The organism is uncultured Gemella sp., assembly GCF_963525165.1.
Lineage (GTDB): Bacteria > Bacillota > Bacilli > Staphylococcales > Gemellaceae > Gemella.
Genome location: NZ_CAURJN010000008.1, coordinates 1 through 12603, shown reverse-complemented (window position 1 = coordinate 12603; position 12603 = coordinate 1). Strand labels below are relative to the sequence as shown.

The 12603-nt window shown below is 28.7% G+C and carries 13 protein-coding genes; all 13 read left to right on the top strand.

The window, feature by feature from the left end; all coding sequences use genetic code 11:
• Positions 1 to 33 precede the first annotated feature (33 nt).
• Positions 34 to 1209 (top strand): bifunctional phosphopantothenoylcysteine decarboxylase/phosphopantothenate--cysteine ligase CoaBC, encoded by a 1176-nt coding sequence (gene coaBC, locus RWQ74_RS02580; protein ID WP_314396524.1) that lies wholly within the window; start codon positions 34 to 36, stop codon positions 1207 to 1209.
• Positions 1210 to 1238: 29 nt separating this feature from the next.
• A complete protein-coding gene (gene priA / locus RWQ74_RS02575) occupies positions 1239 to 3602 on the top strand; it encodes a primosomal protein N' (RefSeq protein ID WP_314396522.1) in 2364 nt (787 codons plus the stop codon).
• 172 nt (positions 3603 to 3774) lie between these two features.
• The gene (gene ylxM, locus RWQ74_RS02570; RefSeq protein WP_294682646.1) at positions 3775 to 4098 is read left to right on the top strand and encodes a YlxM family DNA-binding protein; all 324 of its coding nucleotides are present in this window, start codon (positions 3775 to 3777) and stop codon (positions 4096 to 4098) included.
• A 10-nt stretch (positions 4099 to 4108) separates the two neighbouring features.
• Positions 4109 to 5461: a signal recognition particle protein gene (ffh, locus tag RWQ74_RS02565; RefSeq protein ID WP_060914725.1), complete on the top strand. Its 1353-nt coding sequence runs from the start codon at positions 4109 to 4111 to the stop codon at positions 5459 to 5461.
• A gap of 3 nt (positions 5462 to 5464) precedes the next feature.
• A complete protein-coding gene (trmL, locus tag RWQ74_RS02560; protein ID WP_314396619.1) occupies positions 5465 to 5941 on the top strand; it encodes a tRNA (uridine(34)/cytosine(34)/5-carboxymethylaminomethyluridine(34)-2'-O)-methyltransferase TrmL in 477 nt (158 codons plus the stop codon).
• Positions 5942 to 6011: 70 nt separating this feature from the next.
• A complete protein-coding gene (gene ybeY / locus RWQ74_RS02555; RefSeq protein ID WP_314396517.1) occupies positions 6012 to 6485 on the top strand; it encodes an rRNA maturation RNase YbeY in 474 nt (157 codons plus the stop codon).
• Between the two features lie 2 nt (positions 6486 to 6487).
• Positions 6488 to 7396, top strand: coding sequence for a GTPase Era (gene era, locus RWQ74_RS02550; RefSeq protein WP_314396514.1), 909 nt, complete (start codon positions 6488 to 6490; stop codon positions 7394 to 7396).
• Positions 7380 to 8111 carry a DNA repair protein RecO gene (gene recO / locus RWQ74_RS02545; RefSeq protein ID WP_314396512.1) on the top strand — a complete coding sequence of 244 codons (732 nt, stop codon included), beginning with the start codon at positions 7380 to 7382 and terminating at the stop codon, positions 8109 to 8111. Before era ends, recO begins: the two co-directional genes overlap by 17 nt.
• A 14-nt stretch (positions 8112 to 8125) precedes the next feature.
• Positions 8126 to 8920, top strand: a complete 795-nt coding sequence (gene racE, locus RWQ74_RS02540; RefSeq protein WP_314396510.1) for a glutamate racemase — start codon at positions 8126 to 8128, stop codon at positions 8918 to 8920.
• Between the two features lie 10 nt (positions 8921 to 8930).
• Positions 8931 to 9515, top strand: coding sequence for an XTP/dITP diphosphatase (locus tag RWQ74_RS02535; RefSeq protein ID WP_314396508.1), 585 nt, complete (start codon positions 8931 to 8933; stop codon positions 9513 to 9515).
• Entirely contained in the window at positions 9505 to 9717 is a 213-nt protein-coding gene (locus RWQ74_RS02530; protein WP_314090364.1) for a ferredoxin, read from the top strand. Before RWQ74_RS02535 ends, RWQ74_RS02530 begins: the two co-directional genes overlap by 11 nt.
• Positions 9718 to 9928: 211 nt before the next feature.
• Positions 9929 to 12052 (top strand): DNA translocase FtsK, encoded by a 2124-nt coding sequence (locus tag RWQ74_RS02525; protein WP_399540728.1) that lies wholly within the window; start codon positions 9929 to 9931, stop codon positions 12050 to 12052.
• Positions 12053 to 12124: 72 nt separating this feature from the next.
• The coding region (locus RWQ74_RS02520) for a hypothetical protein (RefSeq protein WP_314396503.1) at positions 12125 to 12603 on the top strand (479 nt) is incomplete at its 3' end.

Here is a 12603-nt window from a genome sequence, read left to right as displayed (position 1 = left end):
TAGTTTATCTATTAAGATTAAAAGGAGAATTTCATGAATATTTTATTAATAGTTTCCGGAGGAATTGCAGCTTACAAATCAATAGATTTATGTAGTTCTCTTGTGAAGCAAGGTAATAATGTTAAAGTAATACTGACAAAGAATGCCGAAAATTTTGTAACGCAGTTACCTTTTCAAACTTTAACAAAAAATAGAGTGTATACTAGTACTTTTGAAGAAATAGATGAGAATGAAATACAACATATAGATTTAACGAAGTGGGCTGATAAGATAATTGTAGCTCCAGCTACAGCTAATCTAATTTCAAAATTTGCAAATGGGATTGCAGATGATTTAGCTTCCTCGTTAATGTTAGCGGTGCGAGATGTTTCTAGGATATATATAGTTCCTGCGATGAATACGTTTATGTATAGAAATCCAATTATTAAAGAAAATATGAATAAACTGATAAAACTTGGATTTAATTTTGTAGAGCCTGATAGTGGACTTTTGGCATGTGGTGATGTAGGAGAAGGTAAATTTCCATCAATAGAGAAAATCGAAAATGCACTATTCCAAGAAATTGAACAAGAGTTAAAAAATAAAAAAGTATTGGTAACTGCGGGTCCTACAAAAGAATTTATAGATCCATTTAGGTGTCTTACAAATCCTTCTACTGGTAAAATGGGAATAGCTATTGCTAATGAGTGTGCTAAAAGAGGAGCAGAGGTGATTCTTGTATCTAGTATAAACGATGATAGCATCAGTAATAAAGTCAAAAAAGTTAAAATTATTAGTACAAATGATATGTTTGAAGCGGTAAAAAATAATTTCAAAGATTGTGATTTTATTATTAAAGCAGCAGCTGTTTCAGATTATACACCTGTACAAATCTTTGATAAAAAAGTAAAAAAACAAGATGGAAATCTATCGATTGAATTTAAGAGAACACAAGATATTCTAAAATATGTTGGAGATAATAAGAGTGATAATCAAAAAGTAATAGGTTTTGCTGCAGAAACAAATAATTTAATAGAGTATGCAAAAGAAAAAATAATCAAGAAAAATCTTGACTATATTGTTGCTAATGATATATCAAAAAAAGATATTGGCTTTGGTAGTGAAGATAATGAAGTGTATATTATCGATAAGCATGATAACATTAAAAAAATTGATAAAAATAGTAAAAATAATATAGCAAAAGCCATAATTGATGAGATATCGAAATAGAAGCAGATTGATGAATAGGAGGTGGGATTATGTATGCTGAGGTAATAATTGATGTTAATAATCATAATGTTAACCAGAGTTTCTATTATCTTGTGCCTGATGAGTTGAAAACCAGAAGCTTAGTGGGATATAGAGTCGAAGTGCCATTTGGAACAAGAGTAGTTCAAGGTTATATAGTAAATATTAGAAAAGATAATATTGAAGATCAATCTTCAAAGAGTTTTAAGTATATAAAAAAGATAAAAGATGATTTTCCTATATTAACTAAAGAAATGATTTTGTTATCAAAGGTGATGGCAGATGAATTGTTTTGTACAAGAATACAAGCTATTGAAACAATAGTTCCTACAAGTTTAAAAAACAAATATGTAGAATATTATGAGTTAATAGATGCTAATACTACGTTACTTCTAGATTATGCTAAATACTTTAATAATGATAAGCTTATTGAAAAGAAAAAATTTGAGAAATTATTTACAGTTGAACAAATCGGCTACCTAATCTCACTTAAAGCTATTAAACTTGTAAGTAAAATTAAAGAAAAAAATAATAACGAAACTGAAGAATTTTTTGTATTAGATAACTATAGAGATTCTAAATTAACAAAAAAACAAAAAGAATTAGTTGATTATTTAATTTCACATGAAAGGATTAAAAAATCAAAGGTTAAGGAAGAGTTAAAAATAGGGACTTCTGTCACGAAAAAATTACTTGAAAAGAATGTAATTAGAGTTATTGAAGAAGATGTTAAACATGATATAAATACATCTATACTAGAAAATAATACGAAGCTAAGTGAACATCAACAAAAAATTTACAACAGGATTAGCGAGAATTTTGATAGTGAAAAGTTCAATGAGTATCTTTTACATGGTGTAACAGGTGCAGGAAAAACAGAGATCTATATAAAACTTGTTGAAGCGGTGCTTAAAGAAGGGAAAGACGCTATCATTTTAGTTCCCGAGATTATATTAACACCACAAATTGAAAAGAAATTTAGGAAGATATTTAGTGATAATATTGCAGTTATACACTCTAGATTAAATTCAAAAGAAAAGTATAATGAGTGGAAAAAAATCAGAGATGGAAAAGTTAAGATATGCTTAGGTACTAGATCAGCAGTTTTTGCACCTTTTAATAATCTAGGTATTATTATTATAGATGAGGAGCATGAAAACAGCTATAAACAAACAGATTCGCCTAGATATGATGCTAAAGATATTGCAAAAAAACGTGGAATTTATAATAAGTGCACAGTAGTATATGCTAGTGCAACGCCCTCTGTAGATTTATATTATAATTTTGAAAAAAATAATCCTAATAATTTGTTAAAGCTTACGCATAGGTTTAACAATAAATTACCAAAGATAAATATAGTTCACATTGAAGAAAAAGAAGACGTGATTGCTAGTGAATTACTTGTTAAGATCAAAGAAAAAATAGAGAAGAAGGAACAAGTACTCTTATTAATGAATAAACGTGGATATACTAACTTTATTCGTTGCTTTTCATGTGGGCATTTATATAAATGTGAAAATTGTGATATAAGTTTAAACTATCATAAACATGATAATTCATTGCATTGTCATTTTTGTGGATATCAAAAGAAAATTTCTAATATACCTAAATGTTGTGAACACCCTGAATTAGTTTCGGGAAATTATGGTATACAACGAGTTGAAGAATACTTATATCAAAACATACCAGATATTAGAATAACAAGGATGGACTCTGATACCACTAGTAGAAAAGGAGCGTATGAAAAACTACTTACTGATTTTAAAAATCACAAATCTGATATACTTTTAGGTACTCAGATGATATCAAAAGGACTAGATTTTCCCAATATTACTTTAGTTGGTGTATTATCAATAGACAGTATGATTGCGCTACCTAGCTTTAAAGCCAATGAGAAACTGTTCCAATTACTAGTTCAAACAGCTGGTAGGGCTGGACGTAGTGAGAAAGAGGGGGAAGTTGTCTTTCAAACAAATATAGCTAGTAATATATTAAATTATGCGATAGTACATAGTTATGAAAAATTTTATAAATATGAACTAAATAGACGTAAATTAATAGATTATCCACCGTTTTGTAAAATCTCTTTTATAACTATAAAAGGATATGATGAACAAAAGACAGAACGTGTAGCTAAGATGATATTTGATTTTATTAGTAAAAAACAAAATGATTTATCTGTCTTGGGACCTAATAAGAGTTTATTTTATAAAATAAATAATGAATATAAATTCAATATAGCAATAAGATATCAAGATGAGAATTATAAGAAACTTTATCCGATATTAAAATATATAAATGATTACTTTGCCGAAAGCTTTTCTAAAGAAAAAATTACAATTACTATAGATAATTCAGCACTAGATTATATATAAAAAATAAAAAAATTTTATATCAGAATTGTATAAAAAGATTATAAAACCAACTAAAAAAACTATATATTTAGTTGGTTTTATTTTTATTAATAACGATAAAAATTTGAAAAAAACGCGATTTTATCGTATAATATAGAGATGTAGATTTATATTTAATGACTGGAGGAAGATTGTGGAAATAGAACAGGTTATTAAAATTTCACAACTCTATGATTTTTACTCTGAATTACTAAGTGATAAACAAAAACAGTATTTAGATGATTACTATTTCAACGATTTATCACTGACAGAGATTTCTGAGAATTATAATATATCAAAACAAGCCGTGTCTAATAATATTAAGAGAACAATATTAGAATTAGAACAGTTTGAAGAGAAGTTAAATTTAATAAAATTAAACAATCAGAGATTGTTTTTACTAAATGAGATAAAGAAATCAACTACGGATACAGAAGTACTAACGTATGTTGAAGAATTGATAAAATTAGAAAATTAGGAGAGCTTGTATGGCATTTGAAAACTTATCAGAAAGATTACAAAATACAATAGCTAAGCTTACTGGAAAAGGTAAAGTTTCAGAAGCGGATGTAAAAGAAATGATGCGAGAAGTTAGGTTAGCTTTACTAGAAGCTGACGTTAACTTTAAAGTTGTAAAAGAATTTGTAAAAAAAATCAGTGAAAGAGCTGTTGGGACAGAGGTTATGAAATCTCTTACTCCAGCACAACAAGTAGTAAAAATCGTAAATGAAGAATTAGTTGAACTATTAGGTGGTTCTAATGTTGAATTAAATCAAGGTGGTAAAATTACTACTGTTATGATGGTTGGTCTTCAAGGGGCTGGTAAAACAACAACAGCAGGTAAATTAGCGCTTAAAGTTAAAAAGACTATGAAGAAAAAACCGCTTCTTATTGCTGCTGACGTTTATAGACCCGCTGCAGTTCAACAATTAAAAACATTAGGTAAGCAACTTGATATCGAAGTATTCTATGTAGATAAAGATCCAGTAGATATTGTTAAGGATGGATTAGCTTTTGCTAAGGAAAATTACTTCAACTATGTAATTATCGATACAGCAGGGCGTTTACACATCGATGAACTATTAATGGATGAATTAAAAAATATTAAAGCTGCTACGACACCAGACGAAATCTTACTTGTTGTCGATTCTATGATAGGGCAAGAAGCAGTTAATATTGCAACATCATTTGACGAGCAACTTGACATTACCGGTTTAGTGCTAACTAAATTAGATGGTGATACTCGTGGTGGTGCTGCACTATCTATTAAGTCTATTACAGGAAAACCAATTAAGTTAGTCGGTATGGGTGAAAAAATGAATGACCTTGAGTTATTCCACCCAGAACGTATGGCATCTCGTATTTTAGGTATGGGTGACGTACTTACATTAATTGAAAAAGCACAAGCTTCTATCGATGAAGATGAAGCTAAAAAAATGCAGGAAAAAATTCTAAATCAAAGTTTTACTTTTGAAGATTTCTTAACTCAATTAGAACAAGTTAAAAAACTAGGAAGCCTTAAAGACATACTTGGAATGATTCCTGGAATGGGTAAACTGAAAAATATGAATTTAGATGCTGTTGATGAAAAACAATTTGTTTATATCGAGGCTATTATTAAGTCAATGACAATTGAAGAAAGACAAAATCCTGATATTATAAATGTACCACGTAGAAAACGTATTGCCCAAGGTAGTGGTCGTCCTCTTAATGAGGTTCATAAACTTATCAAACAGTTCGAAGAAATGAGAAAAATGATGAAACAATTCGGTGGACTTATGAATGATAAATCTAAAAGAAAGGGTCTTGGAAGAATGTTTGGTGGCAAACTTCCATTTTAGTTAATTATGAATAATATAGTTTTATTCCAACCAGAGATTCCTGCTAATACAGGAAACATTGCACGCACTTGTGTTGGAACTAATACAAGATTACATTTAATTAGACCGCTAGGATTCTCTATTGATGATAAACATGTAAAGAGAGCTGGTTTAGATTATTGGGAACATCTAGATTTAGTTGTTTGGGATAGTTTTGATGAATTTTTAGAAGCTACTAATGACGAACACTATTATCTTATAACTAAATTTGGAACAAAAAATTATTGTGATTTTGATTTTTCAAATGAGAATAATGAAGATATCTATTTTATTTTTGGTAGAGAGACAAAAGGATTACCAAAAGAATTTAGAGAGAAATATAGCGAACAGGCATTACGTATTCCAATGAGTGGAAATGTTCGTTCTCTAAACTTGTCTAATACAGCTGCATTAATAATTTATGATGCTTTAAGACAACAGAACTTTAATAAACTTAAATAATGGTAAGGGACTTTTAAAATCTAAATATTTAGATTATCCCTTTAAAATGCGAATAAATAAGGAGAAAACCATGACATTTGTTGATATTATAGATGATAATAACTTAGTAGAAGATAGCACTAAAGATATGTTACTAAAACTATTAGAATGTGCTGCAGAGTATGAAAATGTTGATACTGAGATTACTGAAATGTCGTTATCATTTGTTAGTAAAGAAGAAATACAAGAAATTAACCGTGATTATAGAGGAAAAGATGTTCCTACTGATGTTATTTCTTTTGCTCTAAATGATGAAGTAGAAGATGAAATTGATATTATTGGTCTTGAAGATGAGATTAATTCTATTGGTGATGTAATTATCTGTGTTGATATTGCTCATGAACAAGCAAAAGAATATGAACATAGCTTTGATAGAGAAATAGGTTTTCTTGCAGTACATGGATTTTTACACTTATTAGGCTATGATCACATGACTGAAGAAGATGAAAAAGAAATGTTTGGTAAACAAGATAAGATTCTTGAGAAGTTTGGTTTAAGGAGATAAACATGTTTGAAGAACAAATTAAAACGGGATTTGTCACTATCATTGGTAGACCTAACGCTGGTAAATCTACGTTATTAAACAATATACTACAACAAAAAATAGCCATAATGTCGGATAAACCGCAGACAACTCGTAATATTATAAATGGTGTTTATACTAATAATGACTCACAAATTGTCTTTATTGATACTCCTGGTATTCACAAGCCAAAACATAGACTTGGTGATTATATGATGAAACTTGCAAGTAGTGCAATTCAAGAGTCTGAGATTGTGTATTTAATTATAAATGCGAGTGAGAAGTTTGGTCCTGGAGATCAACATTTAATAAACATAGTTAAGGAATTAAAAGTTCCTACATTTTTACTTATTAATAAGATTGATTTAATATCGCCTGAACAACTTATTCAGATTATTGAATTTTATAAAGACTTATATGATTTTGTTGAGATAGTTCCTATTTCAGCATTAAAGTCTATTAATATGGATAATTTATTAAATACAACAAAAAAATATTTACAACCAAGCTTTAAAATGTATCCTGATGATGTAATTACTGACTCTCCGGAGTATTTCGTAATATCAGAATTCATCAGAGAAAAAGTATTGCAATTAACAGAGCAAGAGATTCCTCATTCAATTGCTGTTATAATTGATAGAATAGAGAAACAACCTGGTAAAAAGAAAAATATCATTGCTACAATAGTTGTTGAAAGAAAATCACAAAAAGGTATGATTATTGGTAAACAAGGTAAAATGATAAAAGAAATTGGTTCTAGAGCAAGAAAAGATATAGAGGTTCTTCTAGGAGAGAAAGTATTTTTAGAGCTTTGGGTTAAAGTAATTGATAACTGGAGATCAAAACCAAACCAAATTCGTGACCTTGGTTATAGGGATGATATCTTTGACTAATAGAAATTTTATTACAGGAATAATAATAAAAAAAATAAGATATAGAGATTACCATGAAATATTACATGTTTTAACTGAACAGGGTAATATAGAAAGTTTTTTCTATGAAAATGTCCATAAAAGTAAGAAAAAAATTAAGGTGAGTACTCCATATGAGGTATCTATTAATTTTTTTCCTACTAGTGGTATGAACAAAATTACAAACCTTGAGATAGAAAATACGTATACAAATATTGTATATGACATATTAAAAAATAGCTATGTTGCCAATATGTTGGAATATGTTAGTTTGATAAATGATGATACATTTAATATGTATAAGTTATTAAATGTATGTTTAAAAAATATAGAAAATGATGTTTCTGAAAAACTTGTTTTAATATATTTTTTGTGTCAAATTTTAAAAGGTCAAGGTTTTATGTTTAAATATCAAAAAACAGATCAACCTTATGTAGGATATAGCTTTTTAAAGAATAGCTTTGTTGATAAGTTTAATATTGATCATAGTGTATATGGTCTTAGTGATTCATTAGTGAAACTTACATATTATATGACTGTTAAAAATATCGACTTTTTAGAAAGTTTGGAAATTGAAAACAAAGATTTAATTCGATTATTCTCATTTTTAAATATGGTATTTAAAGAATTTGTAGGAATAGAAACTAAATCTTATACTAAAATATTAGAACTAGAAGAGATGCTCGGTTCTAATTAAGAAAGAGGCCATATATGAATAATGCAATAGGAGTATTTGATAGTGGAGTAGGTGGACTAACAGTTGCTCGCGAGATTATGAGACAGTTACCCAATGAAACTATCTATTATTTCGGAGATGTTAAAAATTGCCCTTATGGTGATAAAACAAAGGAAGAAATAATAAAAAATACGGATAGAGCAGTGAAATTCTTAATAGATAAAGGAGTGAAGATGGTTGTTTTAGCATGCAATACTGCGACAGCTGCGGCACTAGATTATCTACAGAGTAAGTATGAAGTACCTATTATAGGAGTTGTTCAACCAGGAGCAAGACGAGCTATACAAGCAACAGAGAATAATAAAGTACTAGTATTAGGAACAAAGTTCACAGCAAACTCAAAAGTATATGATATAGAAATTGAAAATATCAATTCTGATATTATTGTTTTTGATAAAGCTTGCCCAGCTTTTGTACCTTTTATAGAATCAGAAGGAAATCTTGATAAAGAAGCTACTAAAAATTTGATATCTGATACATTAGGTAATACCAACACGCTAGGCGTTGATACAGTAGTACTTGGATGTACGCATTATCCAATATTGAAGAAAGATATAGAAGAGTATTATGGTAATAATATTAAAGTTATTTCTTCAGGAAGAGAAGCAGCACGCGAAGTAAGTACTGTTTTAGGATATGCAAAATTACATCAGAAAAAGCTAAATAAAAAAGAACACAGATTCTTTATTTCAGAAGAAAGTGATAATTTTAATAGTATTGCTTCTAAGTGGTTAAAGAAAGATATTAATGCAGAAGTAGTTGAAATATAGGAGTGATATAATGAAAGAATTGATTTTAGCATCAAATAATGCACATAAAGTTGAAGAAATTAAAAGCATATTGAGTGATTATAATATACTAACTTTAAAAGATATTAATTTTACTGATGAGATTATTGAAGATGGATTAACATTTGAAGAAAATGCTTTGATAAAGGCAAGAACAATCTCAAAATATTCAGGAAAAACTGCAATAGCAGATGATAGTGGACTTAGTGTTGAACTATTAGATGGTCGTCCTGGAGTTTATTCTGCAAGATATTCAAAAGAACAAACTGATGCAAAGAATATAGAGAAAGTTTTATCTGAGTTAGATGGTAAGAAATCAAATGCTAAGTTTGTATCAGTTATAGCTTTAGTTAAACCTGATGGTACAGAATTTACTTTTAGAGGAGAATGCCATGGTGAAATTATCTCTGAACAAAGAGGAAATAACGGATTTGGATATGATCCTATATTTTATGTTCCAAGTTTAGCTAAAACATTTGCAGAATTAAGTTCTGAAGAAAAAAATAGTATCAGTCATCGAAAAGAATCGTTGGAGAAATTTTCTGATTTTTTGAAAGAAGAAAATAATGAAAACTAAAATAATACGAGAAGATTGTATTGCTTGTGGGAATTGCAATGCGATATGCCCTGATGTCTATGATTATGACGAAGATGGAATAGCGTATTGCATTATCGATGATAATAAGATGACTGAAGAAGTTGCTGAAAAGTATCGTAGTTTAGTCTTAGAAGCAAAAGTTAATTGTCCAACTGAGGCAGTTTTTGTAGAAGAAGACTAGAAAGGAGAGAAGATTGAGCAATAAAAAGACAAAAAGTACAAAAAAAACAAGTAAAACTAATAAAAACAAGCATTCCACTAAAGTTAGTGGTAAAAAGACAAGTGTAAAGAAAGCTCCAAAGAAAAATATTATTCCTAATTTCTCTAAAGAAGCCTATCGCGGATTATATTTTGTAATTTCTGTTCTTATAGTAATTTTATCTGTTTTACAAATGGGATTTATTGGTAGATTTTTTGATACACTTTTTAAATATTTATTTGGAAGTTTTAGTTATCTTATCTATATAATAATAGTTGCAACACCGATATATTATATTATGAATAAAAAGCTAAAAACTCCAGCAATTATTGTAATATTATTAATTTTAGTGGATTTTCTATTTCAGTTAATTTACATTAGTAATACTGATAATAATTTGTTAGGTTTTAATGATATTTACAATAATAAAGTTAGTTCATATGGTGGAGGATTAATTTCTTATTATCCTGTTAAATTTTTAATATATTTATTATCCTATTATGGTTCATTATTGGTGATAATATCAGCTATAATAACAGTTATATTTTTATATTTTAATATTAATCATAGGGAGTTAGTCCTAAGGATTAAACATCATATAGTTAATGCATTTGATAAAAATGAGTATATCGAAGATACTTTAGATGACTATCAAGAAGAGGATGATATTATTTATGATGAATATAATTCGTCTAATATTAATAAAGAAAACTCTAATGAACAGAGATATAATAAAATTAAAGATAAAGATTTAGTTGTTGATATAAGAGAATTCAAAGAAGATGAAGAATTCTATGATGAGGAAATTGTACAACGTCCTTCAAGAAAACAAACTAAAGTAAAAAAAGAACATATTCCTGTTGAAGAAGAAATGGTTAATGAAATAGTTTCGGAAGAGACGTATGATAATTATCAACTTCCACCAGTCACACTACTTAATAATCCAGTTAAGAAGCAAACTATTACTAAAGGCGATGTGGTAGAAAAATCGAAAATTCTTCAAAGTACATTTAATAACTTTGGTATTGAGGTTAAGATCGTCAAAGCAATAGTAGGACCATCGATTACACAGTTCCAAATATTGCCAACTCCAGGAACCAAAGTTAGTAAGATAGTAAATCTGAGCAATGATATAGCACTAAATCTTGCAGCTAAAGATGTACGTATAGAAGCCCCAATTCCTGGTAAATCATTAATAGGTATAGAAATACCTAATACAGTAAATGAGCTAGTAACGATGAAAGAGGTTTTTGTCAATGATGAAGATAATTCACCACTATCTGTTGCATTAGGTAAAGATGTATCAGGTGAATCAATTTTCACTAGAATTGATAAAACTCCTCACTTATTAATAGCAGGTTCTACAGGAAGTGGTAAGTCGGTTTGTGTAAATACGATAATTACAAGTATATTATTAAAAAATAAACCTGATAAAGTTAAATTGATAATGATAGATCCTAAGATGGTTGAATTATCAATTTATGATGGCATTCCACACTTACTTACTTCTGTTGTTACAGATCCAGTAAAAGCGGCAGATGTTCTTCATAAAGTCGTTCTTGAAATGGAAAACAGATACAGAGAATTTGCTAGAGCTAGAGTAAGAAATATGGAAGGGTATAATCGAATAGCGGCTAAAGACCCAGATTACAAAGAACTTCCATATATTGTGGTGATTATAGATGAGTTAGCTGATTTAATGATGGTATCTTCTAAAGAAGTAGAAGAATCGATTGCTCGAATAGCACAGAAAGCAAGGGCAGCTGGTATACATATGATAATAGCAACTCAAAGACCATCAGTTGATGTAATTACAGGAGTTATTAAAACTAATATACCATCTAGAATTGCGTTTGCTGTGAGCTCTAGCATTGACTCAAGAACTATCCTTGATAAGTCAGGTGCAGAAACATTACTTGGTAAAGGTGATATGCTGTACTTATCAGCTGAATCAAGTAAACCAGTACGTGTACAAGGAGCTTTCTTATCCGATGAAGAAGTAGAGAAAGTTGTTGATTTTGTTAAAAGTCAGTCTGAAGCACAATATGATCCAAATATGACGCCAAGTGAAGTAAGCTCTCAAAATGGAGGCTCATCTGGTGAAGATGTAGATCCATTATACAAAGAGATACTGTTATTTATAGCTAAAACACAGAAAGCTTCAGCATCATTATTGCAAAGAAGATTTAAAATAGGTTATAATAGAGCAGCAAGGATAATGGATATGCTTGAGGAAGATGGATATATTGGACCTGTAGAAGGAAGTAAACCTAGAAAAGTATTTCTAGAAAAAGAATATGCAGAGGATTATGAATAACGGTAGTCCCCTGCATAAGATTTACATAAAATAATTTATGTAAACTAAATAATAAAATAGAGGTGAATAAAAGTGAAAAAAAATAAAAAATTATTAATTGGATTGTTAACTATAGTAATTATAGCGGTAATTGGTTTGTCTGTTTATGCGTATCAAAAACAACAAACGCTAAATAATAAACCAAAGGTAGAGAAGAAAAAAGAAGATTTTAAGTTAGAAAAATTAATCAAAGATACGATTTCTAAGTTTGATAAAGAGAATGATTTAAATAAAAAAATTGAAATTTTCAAATCTTTAGTTGATAAAAAAGATGAAATTTCAAAAGAGAAAAAAGATAAATTAAATTCTGATTATAATGATGCAATTAAAAATATGCGTGAAAAAATTTCAAATAGCATTAAAGAAAAGATAAAGAACGCTACTTTAAGTGATGAAGATAAAAAAAATAACGAGAAAGTAGATTCTGTGAAAAAAGAATTAAACGAATTACAATCTACTCTTGAAAAAGAAAAATCAGTTTTATTTGAAAAAGAAGAAGACTACAATTCTAT